General features: G+C 66.1%; 21 protein-coding genes and 3 pseudogenes. 16 read left to right on the top strand and 8 right to left on the bottom strand.

Going from position 1 to position 20,675, the window contains the following annotated elements:
* Nucleotides 1–203 precede the first annotated feature (203 nt).
* Together ACFOM8_RS19960 and ACFOM8_RS23135 are read left to right on the top strand one after the other, a co-directional pair.
* Nucleotides 204–380, top strand: a complete 177-nt coding sequence (locus ACFOM8_RS19960; protein ID WP_377764028.1) for a hypothetical protein — start codon at nucleotides 204–206, stop codon at nucleotides 378–380.
* A 208-nt stretch (nucleotides 381–588) separates the two neighbouring features.
* Nucleotides 589–780: pseudogene (locus ACFOM8_RS23135) on the top strand (helix-turn-helix domain-containing protein); the annotation flags it as partial.
* Here ACFOM8_RS23135 and ACFOM8_RS19955 read toward each other — a convergent pair.
* A pseudogene (locus tag ACFOM8_RS19955) lies at nucleotides 727–1,356 on the bottom strand (IS5 family transposase); the annotation flags it as partial. The pseudogenes ACFOM8_RS23135 and ACFOM8_RS19955 overlap by 54 nt on opposite strands.
* A gap of 143 nt (nucleotides 1,357–1,499) precedes the next feature.
* Entirely contained in the window at nucleotides 1,500–2,273 is a 774-nt protein-coding gene (locus ACFOM8_RS19950; RefSeq protein ID WP_377764027.1) for a FadR/GntR family transcriptional regulator, read from the bottom strand.
* Nucleotides 2,274–2,641: 368 nt separating this feature from the next.
* Here ACFOM8_RS19950 and ACFOM8_RS19945 point away from each other — a divergent pair, with 368 nt between their 5' ends.
* The 10 genes from ACFOM8_RS19945 to ACFOM8_RS19900 all read left to right on the top strand — a co-directional run bounded on the left by ACFOM8_RS19945 (nucleotide 2,642) and on the right by ACFOM8_RS19900 (nucleotide 16,184).
* On the top strand, nucleotides 2,642–3,814 hold the full coding sequence (locus ACFOM8_RS19945) for an acetyl-CoA C-acetyltransferase (RefSeq protein ID WP_377764025.1): 1,173 nt from the start codon (nucleotides 2,642–2,644) through the stop codon (nucleotides 3,812–3,814).
* A gap of 98 nt (nucleotides 3,815–3,912) precedes the next feature.
* Complete coding sequence (aceE, locus tag ACFOM8_RS19940) at nucleotides 3,913–6,567, top strand: pyruvate dehydrogenase (acetyl-transferring), homodimeric type (RefSeq protein WP_377764023.1); 2,655 nt, start codon at nucleotides 3,913–3,915, stop codon at nucleotides 6,565–6,567.
* Nucleotides 6,568–6,588: 21 nt separating this feature from the next.
* Entirely contained in the window at nucleotides 6,589–7,851 is a 1,263-nt protein-coding gene (locus ACFOM8_RS19935; protein ID WP_377764022.1) for a 2-oxo acid dehydrogenase subunit E2, read from the top strand.
* A 15-nt stretch (nucleotides 7,852–7,866) separates the two neighbouring features.
* Nucleotides 7,867–9,636 (top strand): dihydrolipoyl dehydrogenase, encoded by a 1,770-nt coding sequence (gene lpdA, locus ACFOM8_RS19930; protein WP_377764021.1) that lies wholly within the window; start codon nucleotides 7,867–7,869, stop codon nucleotides 9,634–9,636.
* Between the two features lie 110 nt (nucleotides 9,637–9,746).
* Nucleotides 9,747–11,522, top strand: a complete 1,776-nt coding sequence (locus ACFOM8_RS19925) for an L-lactate permease (protein ID WP_377764019.1) — start codon at nucleotides 9,747–9,749, stop codon at nucleotides 11,520–11,522.
* A 10-nt stretch (nucleotides 11,523–11,532) separates the two neighbouring features.
* Complete coding sequence (locus tag ACFOM8_RS19920; protein ID WP_377764017.1) at nucleotides 11,533–12,300, top strand: (Fe-S)-binding protein; 768 nt, start codon at nucleotides 11,533–11,535, stop codon at nucleotides 12,298–12,300.
* 2 nt (nucleotides 12,301–12,302) lie between these two features.
* Complete coding sequence (locus ACFOM8_RS19915; RefSeq protein ID WP_377764016.1) at nucleotides 12,303–13,742, top strand: lactate utilization protein B; 1,440 nt, start codon at nucleotides 12,303–12,305, stop codon at nucleotides 13,740–13,742.
* Nucleotides 13,739–14,380 carry a LutC/YkgG family protein gene (locus ACFOM8_RS19910; RefSeq protein ID WP_377764014.1) on the top strand — a complete coding sequence of 214 codons (642 nt, stop codon included), beginning with the start codon at nucleotides 13,739–13,741 and terminating at the stop codon, nucleotides 14,378–14,380. The genes ACFOM8_RS19915 and ACFOM8_RS19910 overlap by 4 nt, the downstream gene beginning before the upstream one ends.
* 57 nt (nucleotides 14,381–14,437) lie before the next feature.
* Complete coding sequence (locus tag ACFOM8_RS19905) at nucleotides 14,438–14,854, top strand: hypothetical protein (protein WP_377764030.1); 417 nt, start codon at nucleotides 14,438–14,440, stop codon at nucleotides 14,852–14,854.
* Between the two features lie 475 nt (nucleotides 14,855–15,329).
* Nucleotides 15,330–16,184, top strand: a complete 855-nt coding sequence (locus ACFOM8_RS19900) for a DMT family transporter (protein ID WP_377764013.1) — start codon at nucleotides 15,330–15,332, stop codon at nucleotides 16,182–16,184.
* 403 nt (nucleotides 16,185–16,587) lie between these two features.
* Here ACFOM8_RS19900 and ACFOM8_RS19895 read toward each other — a convergent pair whose 3' ends face one another.
* Nucleotides 16,588–17,550, bottom strand: coding sequence for an IS110 family transposase (locus tag ACFOM8_RS19895; RefSeq protein WP_377764011.1), 963 nt, complete (start codon nucleotides 17,548–17,550; stop codon nucleotides 16,588–16,590).
* A 152-nt stretch (nucleotides 17,551–17,702) separates the two neighbouring features.
* The gene (locus ACFOM8_RS19890) at nucleotides 17,703–17,876 is read right to left on the bottom strand and encodes a hypothetical protein (protein ID WP_377764009.1); all 174 of its coding nucleotides are present in this window, start codon (nucleotides 17,874–17,876) and stop codon (nucleotides 17,703–17,705) included.
* 65 nt (nucleotides 17,877–17,941) lie between these two features.
* Here ACFOM8_RS19890 and ACFOM8_RS19885 point away from each other — a divergent pair, with 65 nt between their 5' ends.
* Entirely contained in the window at nucleotides 17,942–18,097 is a 156-nt protein-coding gene (locus ACFOM8_RS19885; protein ID WP_377764008.1) for a hypothetical protein, read from the top strand.
* A gap of 7 nt (nucleotides 18,098–18,104) precedes the next feature.
* Here the strand turns inward: ACFOM8_RS19885 and ACFOM8_RS19880 are convergent, their stop codons facing one another.
* Nucleotides 18,105–18,359: a hypothetical protein gene (locus tag ACFOM8_RS19880; protein WP_377764007.1), complete on the bottom strand. Its 255-nt coding sequence runs from the start codon at nucleotides 18,357–18,359 to the stop codon at nucleotides 18,105–18,107.
* A gap of 4 nt (nucleotides 18,360–18,363) precedes the next feature.
* The gene (locus ACFOM8_RS19875; RefSeq protein ID WP_377764005.1) at nucleotides 18,364–18,546 is read right to left on the bottom strand and encodes a DUF3606 domain-containing protein; all 183 of its coding nucleotides are present in this window, start codon (nucleotides 18,544–18,546) and stop codon (nucleotides 18,364–18,366) included.
* A gap of 181 nt (nucleotides 18,547–18,727) precedes the next feature.
* On the opposite strand from ACFOM8_RS19875, the gene ACFOM8_RS19870 reads away from it, so the two are divergent.
* The 3 genes from ACFOM8_RS19870 (at nucleotide 18,728) to ACFOM8_RS19860 (ending at nucleotide 20,021) form a co-directional block, all read left to right on the top strand.
* On the top strand, nucleotides 18,728–18,982 hold the full coding sequence (locus tag ACFOM8_RS19870) for a type II toxin-antitoxin system VapB family antitoxin (RefSeq protein ID WP_090757601.1): 255 nt from the start codon (nucleotides 18,728–18,730) through the stop codon (nucleotides 18,980–18,982).
* Nucleotides 18,982–19,407 (top strand): type II toxin-antitoxin system VapC family toxin, encoded by a 426-nt coding sequence (locus ACFOM8_RS19865; RefSeq protein ID WP_377764003.1) that lies wholly within the window; start codon nucleotides 18,982–18,984, stop codon nucleotides 19,405–19,407. Before ACFOM8_RS19870 ends, ACFOM8_RS19865 begins: the two co-directional genes overlap by 1 nt.
* Before the next feature lie 137 nt (nucleotides 19,408–19,544).
* A complete protein-coding gene (locus ACFOM8_RS19860; RefSeq protein ID WP_377764002.1) occupies nucleotides 19,545–20,021 on the top strand; it encodes a thermonuclease family protein in 477 nt (158 codons plus the stop codon).
* A gap of 169 nt (nucleotides 20,022–20,190) precedes the next feature.
* Here the strand turns inward: ACFOM8_RS19860 and ACFOM8_RS19855 are convergent, their stop codons facing one another.
* Both ACFOM8_RS19855 and ACFOM8_RS19850 read right to left on the bottom strand, forming a co-directional pair.
* Nucleotides 20,191–20,397 (bottom strand): hypothetical protein, encoded by a 207-nt coding sequence (locus tag ACFOM8_RS19855; protein WP_377764000.1) that lies wholly within the window; start codon nucleotides 20,395–20,397, stop codon nucleotides 20,191–20,193.
* A 65-nt stretch (nucleotides 20,398–20,462) separates the two neighbouring features.
* Nucleotides 20,463–20,675, bottom strand: a pseudogene (locus ACFOM8_RS19850) (hypothetical protein); the annotation flags it as partial.

Below are 20,675 nucleotides of genomic sequence, written 5' to 3'. Positions count from 1 at the left end.
ATGACCCAAAAACCATAATCAAAGGTGGGTCAGTTCTCGATGGAAAACCTGGGTCACTTCTGGGTGGAAATTAACAGATGCTGAGCCTTGAAGCTGTCCGATGCCCTCGCAAAACCGAAAGACCGAGAGCGATATTTCGGGCGGGCTTACCCAGGTCAAGCGACGACAAGCCGCAGCGCCCGCTGAGCCAGGTCATGACGGTCATGATGAACCGCGAAGGCGCGACACGGCTTGGAACCTTGATCACGCCGAATCCACGCCGCCGTGGATCGGAGTGGACGATCGTCGCGCGGGCACGCGGCATCGGTACCATCCTGCAGCGCGTGATCAATCAGGACAGCGACTTCTGCGCCGATGGTCCGGTGGCGAACGTCGTCTGAGAACCGCGGTTTCAAGCTGACGCCCACCTGATGGCGGGCGGTCGACGGCTCTTTAGAGCCGCAGTTCCGTTAGGATCGCGGTCCCGACTGAGAACGGCGGTGAGAAATTAGACCACGGAAGCGGCGGCATGGAGCTGCTGCGGGCGGCGTAAAAGTCGTCCACCTTTTCCCTTTCTGCGACAGCAGGGAGGGCGGGAGGATTTTCAGCGTGGAACTATATCTCAGGGTTCGACAGGCCTGCGCGGCGGGCATGAGCCAGCGTCAGGCGGCGAAGGCCTTCAACATCTCCCGTGATACGGTTGCGAAGATGATGACGTTCTCGGTGCCGCCGAGCTACCGGCGGACGGCCGAGGTCAGGCGGCCGAAGCTTGATCCCTTTATCGTAGGCGCCGTCCGCGGTCACGGTGCCGATGTCCTCGTCCTGCGGGATCTGGCCAAGCAGGTCCGGCAGGACGGGGCTGTCGCCCTCCCGGCTGGGGGTGAATTCCACCGCGCGAATGTCCGAGGTGGCGGTGTCCATGGCCAGATGCACCTTGCGCCATTGACGGCGGCCCTGAACACCATGCTTGCGGGCCTGCCATTCCCCATCGCCCAAGAACTTGATGCCGGTGCTGTCCACCAGCAGGTTCAGCGGCCCGCCAGCACGGCGATAAGGGATCTGCACCTTCAGGGTCTTCTGTCTGCGGCACAGCGTCGAGTAGTCCGGAACGGGCCAGTCCAGCCCGGCCAGGCGCAGGAGGCTCGCGACCATCCCGGCGGTCTGCCTGAGCGGCAGCTTGAACAGCACCTTGATCGACAGGCAGAACTGGATCGCCGTGTTCGAGAAGACCGGCGGGCGCCCCGCACGGCCCTCATGCGGCGCGTGCCAGTCCATCTCCTTGTCCAGTCAGATCAGCAGTGACCCGCGCTTCCTGAGCGCAGCGTTGTAGGCAGACCAGTTGGTGGTGCGGTAGCGGGCGGGCTTGGGCTTGCTCATGCTGCCCGTCTAACCGCATGGATTCACCAGGTGAATCCTTCACGGGGAGAGTTCTGCAACAACGCCCATGCGCGCCAGCTCGGCTTCGACCTCGACGCCATCGCCGAGCTGATTGCGCTGCAGGACATGCCGCTCCCCTCCCGTTACTCCGCCGAGTTGAGCCGCATCCGGGCACGGCGTTCGCGGCGTTGCAGTTCCCGGCCAAGGCGGATCGACTGCTCGACGAAATCCAGGTGATCGCGGGCAGCCTTGTCGGCCAGGGCGGCGTCGCCCGCCTCGATCGCCGCGATGATTCCGAGGTGCTGGTCCAGCAGCTTGCGGCCGGTGCCGTCGATGCTGCGCAGCAGGTCGCGGTTGTAGAAGATGCCCCGCCTGGTTAGGTCGAAGACCGAGGCCATCATGTGGATCAGCGTCGTGTTGTGGCTGGCGTCCACGACCGCGCTGTGGAGGCGGAAATCCGCGTCCTGCTCGGCCTCAGCGTCGCCCGCCGCCCAGGCCGCCTGCAGGTCCTCGCGTATGGCGGCAAGGCGCTCCTTGTCGGCGGCCGTTGCCCGCCCCGCGGCGAGGCGGGCCGCGAAGGCCTCCTGTTCGCGGCGGTACTCGAGATAGTCGTAGAACGCCTCTCCGTGGCGGGCGTAGAGCGCCAGCATGGCCGGAGACATCGCCCTGCCCGTCAGTTGGGCGACATAGGTCCCGTCACCGTGCCGGACCGTGACCAGGTTCCTGCTCTCGAGAACCTCGATGGCCTCGCGCAGCTTGGGCCGCGAGACGCGAAAGACCTCGGCCATCTCCCGCTCCGATGGAAGGCGTGCGCCCCCCTTCAGAACGCCATCCACGATCATCGTCTCGATCTTGTCGACGACCACCTGCACGACTGACTCGTGATTGATCGGCTCGAAAACATCCGCTGCGATCATCGCCTCGCCCCTCCCCATGCGGGGCGCGAGGCGGTTCGGGTGCGAAAGGCTCCTGTCGTCAGCCTCGTCAACCTCTGCCTCCTGCTCTGGACACCTTGCCGGCCCACATAGGCCTCAACACTGGTAAACAAAATTTCTGCTGCTGTATAGTGGTAAACTACGTTTACCTCTCCGGGCGACAAGCTCCCGCGAGCAGCCGGCGACGGCGCGTCACGGGGCCCTGCTCCCTCTGCGGCGATGGAGAGCAGCAGCGGGAGCGCGGGAGGCGCAGAGAGCAAGAAAACAGACCAGTAAAAAAATGCTTTCCGCGGGACGGTTGTCCGCGCAGGTTGGGAGAAGCCCGCATCTCGTGCAGAAGGATCCCAGGAATGAGCAAGGCCGTGATCGTCTCTGCTGCAAGGACCCCAGTCGGCAGCTTCATGGGATCCTTCGCCAACACGCCCGCGCACGACCTTGGCGCGGCTGTCCTGAAGGCGATGGTGGAACGCGCCGGCGTGGACCCGGCAGAGGTCAGCGAGACGATACTTGGTCAGGTCCTGACCGCAGGCCAAGGCCAGAACCCGGCACGACAGGCGCATATTCACGCCGGTCTGCCGCAGGAATCGGCAGCCTGGAGCATCAATCAGGTCTGCGGCTCGGGCTTGCGCACGGTGGCCCTCGCAGCCCAGCAGGTTCAGCTCGGCGACGCCGGTATCGTCCTGGCGGGCGGACAGGAGTCGATGTCGCTTGCGCCACACGCCACCTACCTGCGCGCCGGCAAGAAGATGAGCGACACGCAGATCGTTGACACGATGATTCGTGACGGGCTGTGGGACGCCTTCCACGGCTACCACATGGGCCAGACCGCCGAGAACGTGGCGCAGCAGTGGCAGGTGAGCCGCGACCAGCAGGACGAGTTTGCCGTCGCCAGCCAGAACAAGGCGGAGGCGGCGCAGAAGGAAGGGCGCTTCCGCGACGAGATCGTCCCGTTCACGGTCAAGACTCGCAAGGGCGAGGTCGTGGTCGAGGAGGACGAGTTCATCCGCCACGGCGCGACGCTGGAGATGATGCAGAAGCTGCGCCCTGCCTTCACCAGCAACGGCACGGTGACGGCGGGCAACGCCTCGGGGCTGAACGACGGCGCCGCAGTGGTGATGGTGATGTCCGAGGACGAGGCAGGCCGTCGCGGCCTGACGCCGCTGGCCCGCATCGCCTCCTATGCGACGGCCGGCCTCGATCCCGCGATCATGGGCACCGGCCCGATTCCCGCCAGCCGCAAGGCGCTGGAAAAGGCCGGCTGGAAGGCCGCGGACCTCGACCTGGTGGAGGCGAACGAGGCCTTCGCCGCCCAGGCCTGCGCGGTTAACCGCGACATGGGCTGGAACCCCGAGGTCGTGAACGTCAACGGCGGCGCCATCGCCATCGGCCACCCGATCGGCGCGTCAGGGGCGCGCATCCTCAACACGCTGCTGCACGAGATGGTGCGGCGCGACGCCCGCAAGGGCCTCGCCACCCTTTGCATCGGGGGCGGCATGGGCGTTGCCATGTGCCTGGAACGCTGAACCGGATCATCCCGCCACCGCCACCGCCGCGCCTGCGGCCCCGAGAACCCTGACGCCCGCCAGTCGCAGGCAGTCCACAAGCCAAGGGAAAGCCAACGATGAGAGACGACATCCCCGACATCGACCCGACCGAGTCACAGGAATGGCAGGACGCGATTGCCGACGTCATCGAACGGGATGGTCCGAACCGCGCCCATTACCTGCTGGACAAGGCGGTGCAGCAGGCCCGCGCCGCCGGCGCGACCCTGCCATTCTCGGCCACGACCCCCTATCAGAACACGATCCCGGTCGATGACCAGTACGAGTTCCCGGGCGACCTCGAGATGGAATGGCGCATTCGTACCATCAACCGCTGGAACGCGATGGCGACGGTGGTGCGGCGCAACAAGGAGTCGAGCGAATACGGGGGCCACATCGCCTCGTTCGCATCGTCGGCGGTGATGTATGACGTCGGGCTGAACCATTTCTGGCGCGCCCGCTCGCCGATCCACGGCGGCGACCTGGTGTTCTTCCAGGGCCATGTGATCCCCGGCATCTACGCGCGGTCCTTCATGGAAGGCCGGATCAGCGAGGAGCAGATGCTGAACTTCCGTTCCGAAGTGGGCGGAAACGGGCTGTCCTCCTACCCGCATCCTTGGCTGATGCCGGATTACTGGCAGTTCCCGACCGTCTCGATGGGCCTCGGGCCGCTGATGGCGATCTACCAGGCGCGGTTCATGAAATACATGCACAACCGGGGCCTGATCGACATGGCCGACCGCAAGGTCTGGTGCTTTCTCGGCGACGGCGAGATGGACGAGCCCGAAAGCCGCGGCGCCATCGATCTGGCCTCGCGCGAGAAGCTGGACAACCTGATCTTCGTCATCAACTGCAACCTGCAGCGGCTGGACGGGCCGGTCCGCGGCAATGGCAAGATCGTGCAGGAGCTGGAGGGCGATTTCCGGGGCGCCGGCTGGAACGTCATCAAGCTGCTCTGGGGCAAGGGCTGGGACCAGCTGCTGGAGAGGGACACCACCGGCCGTCTGCGGCAACTGATGGATGAGACCGTGGATGGCGACTACCAGACCTTCAAGTCGAAGGACGGCGCCTACATCCGCAAGCATTTCTTCGGCAAGTATCCCGAAACCGCGGCGCTGGTCGAGGACTGGACCGACGACCAGATCTGGGCGCTGAACCGCGGCGGCCACGACCCCGAAAAGGTCTACACCGCCTTCCGCAAGGCCATCGAGACGAAGAACCAGCCGACCTGCCTGCTGATCAAGACCATCAAGGGCTATGGCATGGGTTCGGCCGGCGAGGGCCAGAACATCACCCACCAGCAGAAGAAGATGGCCGAGGAGCAGTTGCGCGCCTTCCGCGACCGCTTCAGGATCCCGGTCTCGGACGAGGATCTGCCCAATGCGCCGTTCGTCGCGCTGAACACCGCGCAGCACGCCTATCTGGCCGACCGCCGCAAGGCCCTTGGCGGGGACTTCCCCAAGCGCAACTCGCAGGCGCCGAAGCTGGAGATCCCCCCGTTGGAGGCGTTCAAGGCGCAGCTGACCGGCACAGGCGAGCGCGAGATCTCGACCACCATGGCGTTCGTGCGGATACTGACCACGCTGATCCGCGACAAGAACCTGGGCAAGCATGTCGTGCCGATCGTGCCGGACGAAAGCCGCACCTTCGGGATGGAGGGGCTGTTCCGCTCGATCGGGATCTACAACCCCGAAGGGCAGCTCTACACGCCCGAGGACCGTGAGCAGATGTCCTATTACCGGGAGTCGGTGGACGGACAGGTGCTGCAGGAAGGCATCAACGAGGCCGGCGCCATGGCCGACTGGATCGCGGCGGCCACGTCCTATTCCAACCACGGCGTGCCGATGATCCCCTTCTTCATCTACTATTCGATGTTCGGCTTCCAGCGGGTGGGCGATCTTGCCTGGGCCGCCGGCGACAGCCGCGCCCGCGGCTTCATGCTGGGGGGCACGGCGGGCCGCACGACCCTGAACGGCGAGGGGCTGCAGCACGAGGACGGCCACAGCCACATCCTGGCCGGCACCATCCCCAACTGCATCAGCTACGACCCGACCTTCCAGCACGAGGTGGCGGTCATCGTCCATCACGGGCTCACGCGGATGTTCCAGGATCAGGAGGATGTGTATTTCTACCTGACCCTGATGAACGAGAACTACAGCCACCCCGACATGCCCGACGGCGTCGTGGACGGCATCATCCGCGGCCTCTACCGCTTCCGCGAGGCCGCCCAGCCGGCAGAGCGGCACGTGAACCTGATGGGCTCGGGCACCATCCTGGTGCAGGCGATCAAGGCCGCCGACATGCTGGAAGCCGATTTCGGCGTCACTGCCGACATCTGGTCGGCCACCAGCTTCAACGAACTGGCGCGCGACGGCCAGGACGCGGCGCGGCTCAACCGTCTCAACCCGCTCGAGGAGCCGCGCGTGCCTTATGTCACGCAGGCGCTGTCGGGGGCGAAGGGGCCGTTCATCGCCGCCACCGACTACATGAAGAACTATGCCGAACAGATCCGCGCCTTCGTGCCGGGCCGCTACACGGTGCTGGGGACGGACGGCTTTGGCCGCTCGGACAGCCGCGTGAACCTGCGCCGCTTCTTCGAGGTGGACGCCAACCACATCGCGGCGGCGGCGATGGTCGATCTGTTCCGCGAGGGCGCGATCGACGAGGCTACGCTGCGGGACGCACTGAGCAGATACGACATCGACGGCGGCAAGCCCAACCCCCGGCTGGTCTGATCGGGAACGAGGAGGAACCACATGGCAATCGAAGTGAACGTTCCCGACATCGGCGACTTCAAGGATGTCCCGGTCATCGGCATCCTCGTGAATGTCGGCGACAGCATCGCCGTCGAGGACCCGCTGATCGAGCTCGAATCCGACAAGGCGACGATGGAGGTGCCAAGCCCCGTCGCAGGCCGGATCGCCGCGATTTCGGTCAACGTGGGCGACAGGGTGTCCGAAGGCGCGCTGATCCTGACCGTCGAGGCCGAAGGAGTGACGGCAGCTGGCGCCCCGGCGCAGGACGCGCCCAAGCAGAACATCCCGGACCGGCCCGCCCCGGCGGCGGGGTCTGCTGCGGCCCCGGCGGGGGGCGCTATCACCGACAGCGGTTTCGGCAAGGCCCATGCCTCGCCCTCGGTGCGCGCTTTCGCCCGCCAGTTGGGGGTCGACCTCGGCAGGATCAACGGCAGCGGCCGCAAGGGCCGCATCCTGCGCGAGGACGTGGCCGCCGCGCTGAAGGCCAGCGCCGCCCCCGTGGCGGCGGCCCCCACGCAGGGCGGCATCGGCATCCCGCCGATCCCGGTGGTGGACTTCTCGAAGTTCGGCCCCGTCGAGGACGTCGAGATGCCGCGCATCAAGAAGCTGTCCGGCCCCGCGCTGCACCGGTCATGGCTGAACGTCCCCCACGTCACCCACAACGAGGACGCCGACATCACCGAGATCGACCGCTACCGCAAGGAGCTGGACGACGAGGCGAAGAAGGAGGGGTACCGCGTCACGCTTTTGTCCTTCGTCATCAAGGCTAGCGTCTCCGCCCTGCGGAAACACTGGGAGTTCAACTCGTCGATCCATCCCGACGGCGACAAGCTGATCCGCAAGTCCTACTATAACATCGGCTTTGCCGCCGACACGCCAAACGGCCTGGTCGTGCCGGTCATCAAGGACGCCGACCGTAAGGGGATCATCGAGATCTCCAAGGAACTGGGAGAGCTGAGCGCCAAGGCCCGCGCGGGCGAGCTGAAGTCGCAGGACATGCAGGGCGCGACCTTCACCATCTCGTCCTTGGGGGGCATCGGCGGCACGTCCTTCACGCCGATCGTCAACGCGCCCGAGGTCGCGATCCTGGGCCTGACCCGGTCGCGGATGGCCCCCGTCTGGGACGGCGCGCAGTTCGTGGCGCGCAACATGCTGCCGATGTCGCTGAGCTACGACCATCGCGCGGTGGACGGGGCGCTGGCCGCCCGCTTCGCCGCGACGCTGCGGCACCTGCTCGGCGATGTGCGCCGGATCATGCTGTAAGGGAGGGGCGACGTCATGGAAGTCAAGGTTCCCGATATTGGCGATTTCAAGAACGTGCCGGTCATCAGCATCCTCGTGGCCGTGGGCGATGAGGTGGCCGAGGAACAACCGCTGATCGAGCTTGAGTCCGACAAGGCGACGATGGAGGTGCCCTCTCCCGCCGCCGGCCGGATCGCGGCAATTGCGGTGAAGCCGGGCGACAGGGTGTCGGAAGGCGCGCTGATCCTGAGGTTGGAGGCTGCGGGCGCCGCCACGGGCGAGGTCGAGCCGCGCAACACCGACAGCGGCCATGGCGGACGCGGCGGTCCGACTGACGCCCCGGCCGCGCCGCAGCCCGCCCCGGCGGTGGTTCCCGCGTCCGCGCGGGGCGACGTCCATGCCGAGGTCGTGGTGCTCGGCTCGGGTCCCGGCGGCTACACCGCCGCCTTCCGGACCGCAGATCTTGGCAAGAAGGTCGTGCTGATCGAGCGTAACCCGACCCTCGGTGGCGTCTGCCTCAACGTCGGCTGCATTCCCTCCAAGGCGCTGCTGCACGCCGCCAAGGTCATCACCGAGGCCGAAGAGATGGCCGGCCACGGCATCGCCTTTGACACGCCCGTGGTGGACCTCGACAAGCTGCGCGGCTGGAAGGACTCGGTTGTCAAGCAACTGACCGGCGGCCTGTCCGGGTTGGCCAAGGGCCGCAAGGTGCAGGTGGTGACGGGCTACGGCCGCTTCACCGGCCCGAACATGATCGAGGTCGAACGGGACGGGGCGAAAACATCGGTCAGCTTCGACCAGTGCATTATCGCCGCCGGGTCGGAACCCGTGACGCTGCCCTTCATCCCGCATGACGACCCCCGCGTGATTGATTCCACCGGCGCGCTGGAACTGGACGGCATCCCCGAACGGATGCTGGTGCTGGGCGGCGGCATCATCGGGCTGGAGATGGCCTGCGTCTATGACGCGCTCGGCACCCACATCACGGTTGTCGAGCTGATGGACCAGATCATCCCCGGCGCCGACAAGGACATCGTCAAGCCCCTGCACAAACGCATCGAGGGACGGTATGAAAACATCCTGCTGAAGACCAGGGTCACGGACGTAAAGGCGGGCGACGATGGCCTGACCGTCACCTTCGAGGACGAGAAGGGCGCGACCACGACCGACACGTTCGACCGCCTTCTGGTCGCGGTCGGGCGTCGCCCTAACGGCAAGCTGATCGGGGCCGAGGCGGCGGGCGTCGCAGTCGATGAGCGCGGCTTCATCGCCGTGGACAGCCAGCTGCGCACCAACGTGCCGCACATCTTCGCCATCGGCGACGTCGTGGGTCAGCCGATGCTGGCGCACAAGGCGGTGCACGAGGGCAAGGTCGCGGCCGAGGTCGCGGCGGGGCAAAACCGCCATTTCGACGCCCGCGTGATCCCCTCGGTCGCCTATACCGACCCCGAGGTCGCCTGGGTCGGCGTGACCGAGGTACAGGCCAGGGCCGAAGGCCGCAAGATCGGCAAGGGGGTGTTCCCCTGGGCGGCCTCGGGACGGTCGCTGTCCTTGGGCCGGTCGGAAGGCATCACCAAGGTCATCTTCGACGAGGCCGACGATCGGGTGATCGGCGCGTGCATCGTCGGGCCGAACGCGGGCGACCTGATCGCCGAGGTGGCGCTGGCGATCGAGATGGGCGCCGACGCGGTGGACCTGGGCCATACCATCCACCCCCACCCGACGCTGAGCGAGACGGTCAACTTCGCCGCCGAGATGTTCGAGGGCACGATCACCGACCTGATCCCGCCGAAGAAGCGGCACTGAGCCGGGCGCGCCCGTATCTCGGTTTTCTGAAAGCCCGGCACGGGAGGTAGCGCCGGGTACCACTGGACCAACTAGACGGCGGGGCTGTACCCGTGATCCGAGGAGGAAAGATGACTGGTTTCCTGATATTCATCCTGGCCCTGCTGCCCATCGCCACGGTGTTCCTGCTGCTGGTGGTGCTGGAACGCTCGGCCAAGCTTTCGATGTTCGTGGCCTACCTGGTTACGGCGGCAACGGCCCTTCTGGTTTGGGGCACCGACCTGAACAAGGTTCTGGGGGCCACCGCCAACGGGGCCATCACCGCGATCAGCCTGCTCTACATCATCTTCGGCGCGATCCTGCTGCTGTTCACGCTGGAGGAAAGCGGCGGCATCCGGTCCATCCGCAATGGCTTCACCAGCATCTCGCCCGACCGACGCGTGCAGGCCATCATCATCGCCTGGATGTTCGGCTCGCTGATTGAGGGCGCGTCGGGTTTCGGCACCCCCGCCGCCATCGCCGCGCCCCTGCTGGTCGCGATCGGCTTTCCCGCCATGGCCGCGGTTCTCGTGACGCTGATCATTCAAAGCACGCCGGTGTCCTTTGGCGCGGTCGGCACGCCGATCCTCGTCGGCGTCAACACCGGCCTCGGCGGCCAGGAGATCGTCGAGTCGACCATCGCGCCGATGGCGTACAGCGACTATCTGCTGGAGATCGCCGTCAAGGTCGCCACCATCCACGGCCTCGTGGGCTTCCTGATCCCGCTGATGCTGGTCGGGATGCTGACGCGCTTCTTCGGATCCAACCGCTCGTTCATCGAAGGCTTCCGCATCTGGAAATTCGCGCTGTTCGCGGGCCTCGCCTTCACCATCCCCTACTGGATCATCGCCAACATCCTAGGGCCGGAGTTCCCGTCGCTTCTGGGTGGCATCATCGGCCTGCTGATCGTCGTTCCGGCGGCGCGGGCGGGCTTCCTGATGCCGAAGGAGGTCTTCGACTTCCCGCCCCGCACCCAATGGGACGACGCCTGGGTTGGCAAGCTGGACGACCTTGAGGATCACCACGCCAGCCGTCCGGTGATGCCGCTGCTGAAGGCATGGGCGCCCTATCTGCTGGTCGTGGTGCTTTTGGTGCTGACCCGCGCGGTCGGGCCGGTCAAGGCATGGCTCACCTCGCCCGAGGTGACGCTGGCGCTGGACAACCTGTTCAGCTCGGGCATCAACGCGCGGGTGCAGGTTCTGTATCTGCCCGGCACGGTGCTGATCCTTGCGTCGATCTTCACCTTCTTCCTGCATGGGATGAGCGGGCGGGACTATGGCCGGGCACTGCGGTCCTCGGGTTCGACCATGATCGCCGCCGCGCCCGCGCTGCTGCTGGCGGTGCCGATGGTGCAGGTGTTCATCAACTCGGCCTCGGACACGATGGCCTCGATGCCCATCGTGCTGGCCGAAGGCGTCTCGGCGGCCGTGGGCAACGCCTGGCCGATGTTCGCGCCGCTGATCGGGGCGATGGGCGCCTTTGTGGCGGGATCGAACACGATCTCGAACATGATGTTCTCGCTGTTCCAGTTCTCGACCGCCGAGCAGATCGGCCTGGGCGCGGCGGGCGCGGGCACCGTGGTGGCGCTGCAGGCCATCGGGGGGGCCGCGGGCAACATGATCTGCGTGCACAACGTGGTCGCCGCCTCGGCTACGGTGGGCCTCGTCAACCGCGAAGGCGAGATCATCCGCATGACCCTGATCCCGATGACCTACTACATCGTCCAGGGCGGGTTCATCGGGCTTGCGCTGCTGGCCGGGGGATTCAACATGTGGTGGATCGCCGCCGTGATCTGGGGTTCGGCCGTGCTGCTTGTCATGTCGCGGAACCGGGGGCGCGCGTCCAACCCCGTCGCCGTCCGAAGCTGAGGTAGGTGAAATGTCCGCAAAGCCCAATCCGCGCGTCGGCCTGTTCGTGACCTGCCTTGTCGATGCCATCCGGCCCGTGATCGGCTTTGCGGCCATCCAGCTGCTGGAGGAAGCGGGCTGCCGGGTCGAGGTGCCGCAGGCCCAGACCTGCTGCGGCCAGCCGGCATTGAACAGCGGCGATGACAAGGATGCGGCGGACCTTGCGCGCCGGACCATCGTCGCCTTCGAGGGCTATGACTATGTCGTGCTGCCCTCGGGGTCCTGCGCCGGGACGATGGTGCACGCCTATCCCGAACTGCTGGCGGGCGACCCGGAATGGGCCGCCCGCGCCCGCGACTTTGCCGCCCGGACCCACGAGATCACCAGCTTCCTGGCAGATGTCATGGGCTACCGCCCCCAGGGCCGCCGTCTTGACGCGACGGCGACCTATCACGACAGCTGCGCGGGCCTGCGCGAACTCGGCATCGCCGAGCAGCCGCGCGCGCTTCTCGCCTCGGTCGAGGGGCTTGAGATGCGGGGGCTTGAGGGCAACGACGTCTGCTGCGGCTTCGGCGGCACCTTCTGCGTGAAATATTCCTCCATCTCGAACGCCATCGTCACCGAAAAGGCCGAGGCGGTCGAGCGCACTGGGGCCGACCTGCTGCTGTCGGGCGACCTCGGCTGCCTGATGAACATGGCGGGCAAGCTGCACCGGCGCGGCGCGAAGACCCGCTGCTTCCACACCATCGAGGTTGTCGCGGGCCGCGCGGGCGGCCCCGCCATCGGCGAGGAGGGCTGAGCATGAACGCGCCTCAGCAAGGCTTCAAGGAACGCGCCGCCGCCGAACTGAAGAACGCGGTCCTGAAGATCGCCATCGACCGGACCACCGGCAACGCCGAGCGCAAGCGCGCTGTCGCGGTCGCCGCCTTCCCCGAGTTTCAGGCCGCCCGCGCACGGGGCCGCGCCATCAAGGACCATGTCATCGCCCATCTCGACCACTATCTCGAGATGTTCGAACGGAACGCCACCGCCGCGGGCGCGACCGTCCACTGGGCCAATGATGACGCCGAGGCCCGCGCCATCATCACCCGCATCTGCCTTGAGGCCGACGCGAAGCTTGTCACCCGCGCGAAATCCATGCTGGGCGAAGAGATCGGCCTGCCGCATGCGCTGGCCGACGCCGGGATCGAGCGGGTCGAGACGGACCTGGCCGAGCACATCATCCAGCTTGCGGGCGAACGGCCGTCGCATATCGTCTGGCCCGCCATGCACCGCACCCGCGAGCAGGTGGCCATCCTATTCAAGGAAGCCCATCATCCGCCGCCCGCCGCCGATGATCCGGCAACCATGGTGCAAAGCGCCCGGCGCGAGTTGCGGGCCAAGTTCCTGGGCGCGGACGTGGGCATCTCGGGGGCGAACTTCCTGGTCGCGGACACCGGCGCCACCTGCACCGTCACCAACGAGGGCAACGCCGAGCTGACCACCACGCCGCCCCGCATCCACATCGTGACGGCAGGGATCGAGAAGCTGGTGCCATCCACCGCCCACGCCTTCGCGCTGCTGCGGCTGCTGGTGCGGTCGGCCACGGGTGGCGAGATGACGCAGTACACCACCTTCCACTGCGGCCCGAAACGCCCCGGCGACGCCGACGGCCCCGAGGAGATGCACATCGTCCTGGTGGACAACGGCCGCACGCGGATGCTGGCGGACGAGTTCCGCCCCATGCTGCGCTGCATCCGCTGCGGGGCCTGCATGAACCATTGCGTGGTCTATCGCCAGATCGGCGGGCACGCCTATGGCGGGACCTATCCCGGTCCCATGGGCGCGGTGCTGACGCCGGTTCTGGACGGGCTCGCGCAATCCCGCGACCTGCCCCATGCCTGCACCATGAACGGCCGCTGCGCCGAGGTCTGCCCGGTCGAGATCCCCCTGCCCACGCTGCTGCGGGCCTGGCGCACGCGAAGTTGGCGCGAGCGGCTGGAGCCCCGGTCCGTCCGCGCGGCCCTTGGCCTCTGGGCCATGGCGGCGCGGCGGCCGTGGCTTTACCGCCTGGGCAGCCGCATCGGCGTGCGGGCGCTGCGGCTGTTCGGGCGGCGCGGCTGGATCGCCAGCCTGCCGCTGGCCGGCGGCTGGACCGCCTACCGCGACCTGCCGCGCCCGTCGGGGCGGACCTTCATGGAACAGTATCGCGCCGGAAAGGCCGGGCGGGCCGGGCAGACGGGGCGGGAGACGCGGAAATGAGCGCGCGCGACCGCATCCTTGCCGCCATCCGCGCCGCCCGACCGGCGCCCCTTCCGCCCGCCGAGGCAATCGCCGCCGAGGCCGCTGCCCTGCTGGATGCGCCCGAAAGCGTCCGCCCCCGGCCTGTCGAAGCGGTGCTGGCGGCGGAGTTTGTGCGGAAAGCCTCGGCCCTCGGGACGAGTTTCGACCATCTGCCCGACAGGGCGGCGATCCCCTTGGCTGTCAAACGCTATCTGGACACACATGGCCTGCCGCCGGCGCTGGCGCTGCAGCCGGCCCCGGCGCTTGCCGCTCTGGACTGGACGGGCATAGACACCCATGACACCGTCGCGCCTGACCAGGCGGCCGCCCTGGGGCTTGCCCTCTGGGGCATCGCCGAGACCGGGTCGCTGGTCATCCACTCCGGGACGGATGCGCCGATCCTGCTGTCCTTCCTGCCGCTGCACCACATCGTCGTGCTCGAGGAACGCAGCCTGCTGCCGCATCTCGAGGACTATGCGGCGCGCATGGCGGGACAGCCCCAGCCCCGCAACGCCATCCTCATCACCGGCCCCAGTGGCACCACCGACATCGAGGGCAGCTATGTCCGGGGCGCGCACGGCCCCGGATTCCTGCATGTCCTCATGATCGGCGGCTGAGGCCGGTCCCGCCCGTCATCCGCATTCCGGACCACCCCGCGTCCGGGCTGCCCTGTCATCGCCGATCCGACTGGAGCTCACGACCATGACGCAGCGATCCCCGACCGACCTCAAAGGCGGAACCGGCGCCGCACCGGGGGCCTGGTGGCGTTGGACGTGGCGCTTCGGCGCAACGACCGCGACTGGATCAAGCCGGTGCCGCCGGAATGGGCGGACCAGGTGGCGGCGACCCTTTCCTATGGCCATTTCCTTTACCACGTCTTCCATCTGGGCTACGTGCTGAAGAAGGGCGCCGATCCCGCTGCCTTCAAGAAGGCCATGCTGGCGATGCTGGACGCCGAGGGTGCCGAATACCCGGCCGAGCACAACGTGGGCCATCTTTATCACGCCAAGCCCCAGCTTACCGCCTTCTACGAGGGCCTCGATCCCTTGGCGCGCTTCAACCCCGGAATCGGCGGCACGCGCCGTTCCTGAGGGCTGCCGCCGGTCCCGGCGGGATCGGTCCGGTGCCTTCATGCCTTTGGCGGAACGGCTGTCCTGCCCGGTCTGCGGCAAGGCGGCAGAGGCGACCGGGCGCGGGCCATCCGCGGCCCGTTGCCCCCCTTGTCGGCGGCTCCAGCCTATCCTGCCACTCTACATCAACGCCCCCGGATACCGGTCGCCGCTGCCATCCGGCCGCGACCGGCGGACCGGGCGGGGCGCGGCCCGGCATGTCACGTCTTCATAGCCGTGTCCCGATGCGCAGGCTTCATCATTTCCTTTCTTCCGGGTATCTGGCGGAGCAATGTTCTAAACCTGCCTGCAAACTCAGGTCGCTGCCCGTGGGCCTGCCGCCCCGCCCTGCGTCTGCGGGACTTGGCAGGCTTGCATCAGCCGGGGATGCGGGGGGTTCAGATCCGGCCTTGCGCGCTGCCGGATAGCGCGCCGATGCGGACTGAAGGAAATGCTGATGCACACCCCTGCGCCCCTGACGGTTCTTGGCCTTGTCGCCCTTGCCACCACGGCGATCGTCTGCGGCGACACGGCCGGCAAGCTGCTGACGGGGGCGGGGGTGCAGCCGCTGTTCGTGGCCTGGTCGCGCTTCGCGCTGGCGGCCCTGCTGCTGTTCTGGATGCTGGGCCTGGGGCCGGCCGGCCTGGGGCGCCTGCTGGACTGGCGGCTGATCCTGCGGGCGGCCCTGATCGTCGGCGCCATCGCCTCGATCCTGACCGCGCTTCGGACCGAACCCATCGCGAATGTCTTCGGCGCCTTCTTCATCGGCCCGATCGTGGCCTATGTGCTGTCGGCCCTGCTGCTGGGCGAGCGCGTGTCCTGGGCGCGCACGGTGATGCTGGTGCTGGGATTTGCCGGCGTGCTGCTGGTCGTCCGGCCCGGCGGCGAGATGGGGACCGGCATGATTTTCGCGGTGCTGGCCGGCACGCTCTACGGCTCGTATCTTGCCGCGACGCGCTGGCTGACCGCCTTCTATCCGCCGCCCTTCCTGCTCGGCTCGCAACTGCTGATCGGGGCGGTGCTGCTGCTGCCTGCGGGCCTTGCCAGCATTCCGGCAAGCACCGACCTGCGGGTCTGGGTGCTTGTGATCGTCAGTTCGCTTGCCTCTGCCTTCGGCAACTATCTGCTGGTGGTCGTGAACCGGACGACGCCGGCGACGGTCTCGGCGCCCCTCATCTATTTCCAGTTGATCGCCGCCACCGTGATCGGGTTCTTCGTCTTCGGCGACTGGCCGGAACCGCTGACCCTGCTGGGCCTTGCCGTGATCTTCGCCTCGGGTGTCGGCGGCCTGGCGCTAGTGCCGAGGCGCTAGGCGCGGCGGCCCCGCTCGTGGCGTACACTGAAAAGCGCCACCAAGCTGCTCTGCAGTAGCTCAGCCGCTGCACGCGATCCACCCGTGCAGCGGCGCGGGAGGTCTGCAGTCGCGCCTTGTTCCCCGGACACGCCCGAGAAACCTAAACGCCGTCTGCAGAGCGCACTGCGCCCAAGCGACCATATGCAAACCGCAACAGGGCCAAAGGCGAGCGGAGCCCTTAAGGAAGTGCGCCAGCGCCAGCCTGTCTAGCAGCCCTCGTCCGAACGAAGCCCTGGCTCTGCAGGGGTGTTGATTTCCACCCAGAACTGAGCCGGCATTTCCATCGAGAAGTGAGCCACCTCTGACTATGGATTGAACCGCTCCGGGTTTGCAGGAGGCTGATTTTGGCTAGCAATTGTGTTTATCGGCTGGTCTGATGCCTCCATGTCTCGCCGGTTTTGAGGATTGCATTTGCGATGGTGATCAGCCTGCGTGCAATGGCGATGATGACAACCTTGTGCGGCTTGCCGCCTTCTTTCAGGCGCCTTGCGACAGGCTTCAGCACCGGGTTGTGACATGCGGCTGCAAGTGCGGCCTGGAAGAGGACATGGCGTAGCGACCTCCGTCCTCCGGCAATCGCCCGCCTGCCTCGCATAGCCCCGCTGTCATGCGGCACAGGTGCCAAGCCTGCCATGGCTGAGGCCTCGCCTGCTGTCATTCGACCAAGCTCCGGCATTTCCGCAATCAGCATGGCTGCAGAAACCGGGCCGATGCCCGGAATGGAACGAAGGAGCCCTGCCTTGATAGCGGACGTTTCTTCCCACGCGATGGCGTTCTCGATACGCTGGTCGAGAGCAGCAATCTGAATATCCAGCACCGCTTTGAGGGCATCATCGAGACCCTCGACATCCGCAGGGACCCCTTGCTTCTTGCGGGCTGCGATCTGCGCCGCAAGTCGCTTGCGCATGTCCACAATCTGAGCGCGCCGCGTCGTCAAGGTTCTGAGAATACGCAGGTTATCATTCGGCAATGTCCGCCCTGCGTCCGGCCGGAACAACATGAAGCGGGCAATGAGTTCCGCATCGATCCGATCGGTCTTGGCCCGCGTTCCCCGCGACTTTGCAAAGGCCTTGATCTGGGCCGGAGGGAGCTGTCTTGCATCGATCCCCGCGTCGGCAAGCGCGGTCCACACAGCCCATTCCTGTCCGCCGGTTGCTTCAAAGCCGACCCGGATCGGAGCGGGCATCTGTCTGATCATCAAGATCAGGCTCTCATGCCCTTCTGGTGAGTTGGCCAGACGAAACCTCTGCAGGCCAGGCAGACAAAACCCGTCCAGCCAGTCGCGGGACACATCTATCCCGACCACGGTAGTTGCTGATACCATGTCACACTCTCCTTCTTATGCTTCGCGGTCCCAAAGAACGGGCCGCCTTCAATTGTTCGAGACGGTGAGGAGAGGCGGGATCAGCCGGCTAGCGCACGTGGTCAGGCCACAAGGTGTTCAGCGCTGTATCCTACCCCATCACCGATCCTGACCTAGCCTGCACTTGCGAGTTCAGCGTAGGCGTATAGCCGTTTCGCCTCCCATTCGAACGCTAGTGCTTCCTTTTCAGTGATACCGGGCTTGGTGGCATCGGCAATGTAGGCGGCTGCGGCGTCATGTGCAGCTTTCACAATGTTTGAGATAATTCTTGCCAGATTTCCGGTCATTGCCTGCTCGTGTTGGGTGAGGTTTATGGCGGCCGACCAGACAGCGGAAATGGAAGGAATGGAAGATGGCTGTTGTTCGCAAGGTGGTTGGCTATCTCCGCCAGATCGAGAAGCTGGCGGAAAAAGGCAACCTCGACGGTGTTCTGCTCGAAGCGCGTCTGGCTCTTCGCCTTTGCAATGCGCCGTCCAGCAGCGACACGACCGCTGACGCAGGGGCATGAGCTGCTATCATTCGCGGACGAACACCCCGGCTGAGGTCAGCGCCTGGATGAACTCGGCCCTGACCTGTTCGGGTGTCACGGTGCCTTCGGCAAAGGCGATGCAAGAGCCGGCCGCCTGCCGATAGGCAGGATCGGCCGGATCGCATTGTTCCATCAGCGCCCGGCCCATGCCGTTGGCATTGTTGACGGTGCGAAACCGACTGTCCGTCTCCTGATAGGACACCGGCCGGATCGTGCGCAGCCCGCTTGCATGGCCCGCCATGGTCTCAGTCCTCGGACAGCTTGCGCTCGACCTTTTGGCGGCTGTTGCCTTCGGACTTCACGGCCTCGCGCACCTCGTCCTTGGACACGTCCATCTTCTCGGCCTCGTAGCGGACTTCGTGATCCTGTCCGGCTGCAACCTGACGGCGATCCTGGGCGCGGCCCCGGCTTGTCTGTTCCTTGCTCATGTCGTCCTCCGCATCTTCAAAGGATCAACGCGATCAGTTGTGGCTTGTTTCCACCGGCACGAACGGAGGTTTGGGCAGGCTGCGGTCCGGTTTTCCAGAACACAGACCCGAGATGTATATCCCATTACAGGTTGCCTTCATATCCCCAAAGGATATACTCTCTTCAAAGCGAGGATATACCATGCCCCTCTACATTAAAGATCCTGCGGTGGATACGCTTGTCGATCAGTATCTTGCGGCCACCGGCATGACGAACAAGACGGAGGCTGTTCGCCGCGCCTTGTCCGACCAGTTGAACGCTCTCGCTGCCAAGGAGACCCTGACGGACCGGGTTGCGCGGATACAGCGCCGGGCGGCAGAGGCCGGTTTTGTGTCCAGTGGCAGCGACATTGCGGCAGACAAGGCATTCATGGACGAACAGTGGGGCGAGGACTGATGTTTCTCGACGCCAGCGTTGTTGCCGCCGTGCTGTTGCAGGAAGAAGATGGCCCTGCGTTCCTGAAGGCGATGGAGGCCGCGCGCGGCACCCTGCGCTATTCGCCCATTGTGCGCCTGGAGGCGACCCTTGCCCTTGTGCGCAAGCGGGTCGAGCGGCGCGGCAAAGGCCCGGCGACAGCCGAGGACTTTGCCGCCGCGGCTGATCTTGTCGATGAGCTGCTGAAGGCGCTTGAGGCCAAGGAAATGCACATCACGGGCAGCATGGGGGCCGAGGCGATCCGGGCGCTGTCAGTCTATGGCAAGATGGTCGGGCATCCGGCGCAACTCAACATGGGCGATGCTTTGTCCTATGCCTGCGCCAAAGCCTTTCATGTGCCCTTGCTCTACAAGGGCGATGATTTCTCAAAAACCGATCTCGCATAGAGATTGAACCCACAGCATTGAAGATGATCGAATACGGCAGAAAGAAGCGGCGGCGGGGCCGGGCAAAGGGGTGGCAAAAGCAGGTTGGCCGCGGTGCTGCGATCGGGGTTGCTCTGCTTGGCGCGATCTTCGCAGGCATGGCGGATGAACTGACAAGGGAAGCGGAAAAGCTGCTTGGCGATCTTTTCCGCCCGCAAGGCGAGATCCTGTCAGGGCCGGTGCGCGTCATCGACGCAGACTCGCTGGACATGAATGGCAGGTCGGTTCGCCTGTTCGGGATCGACGCGGTGGAAAAGAACCAGACGTGCCAAGACAGGAGGGGCAGGGAATGGCCCTGCGGCCGTCATGCCACCGAGAAACTGGCTGCGGCTCTCGACGGCCAGACCGTGCGGTGCCAGGTGCAGGACACGGATCGCTATGGCCGGGCGGTGTCCGTCTGTGAGGCGGGCGGCAAGGACATCAATCATTGGGTGGTCCGCAACGGATGGGCCGTGGCCTACACCCGCTACAGCCGGGACTATGAAGGGGCCGAAGCAGAGGCCCGCGCCGAGAAAGCCGGGATCTTCGCCGGATCGTTCATTCCCCCGGAAGACTGGCGGCGGAAACCGAGTTGAGAACAGGGCGGGCGCGCAGCGCCGGCCCGGCGCGGCCTGAGCGCCGCCCCTGTCCTGGCGCCGGCCTGCCGGTGTCAGGCCAGGGGAAACCTGAGCCCGCAGCGGCATAAAAAGAAGCCCCGCGCGTGGCGGGGCCAAGTGAACCTTCGTCGCTGAAGGAATGGGAATGTCAGTCGGGCAGGCGATAGTTCAGCAGCCAGGACGGGCCAAAGGTGTTGCGGACCTGGCGAAGCTCCGGCCCTTCGCCGCCCGTCGAGGATAGCCATTCGGCCAGCAGGCGGCTTTTCCAGCGTCTGCCGTGCCGGTCGCGGTAGGCCCGCAAGACTTCAATCTGTTCGGGTGTCGGACCTTGATCGCCCGTAGGATGTTGGGTCATGATGGAACTCTCCCTGTTGGCTGGCCGGGGACGGACCAAGCAATCCGCCCCCGGCATTTTTCAGATCAGAAGCAATCCGGCACCCAAGCGTCGATCCGAGCCTTTGCCTCCGCATCGACACGCCATGCCTTCTGATACTCGGCATCGCTGAACAGCCGTTCCATGCAGCGGGCCTTTTCCGCTTTCTTCTGCGCCTTGTGCGCCTTGAAGCCGTTGCACTCGGGATCGCAGCCGGTCAGTTCCAGATGCAGGCTGTCCAGATAGTCGGCGCTGACGCG

The sequence above is a fragment of the Paracoccus angustae genome (assembly GCF_042648745.1).
GTDB lineage: Bacteria > Pseudomonadota > Alphaproteobacteria > Rhodobacterales > Rhodobacteraceae > Paracoccus > Paracoccus angustae.
Note: the sequence above shows the minus strand (reverse complement) of the source record. Positions and strands in the feature narration are given on the sequence as shown.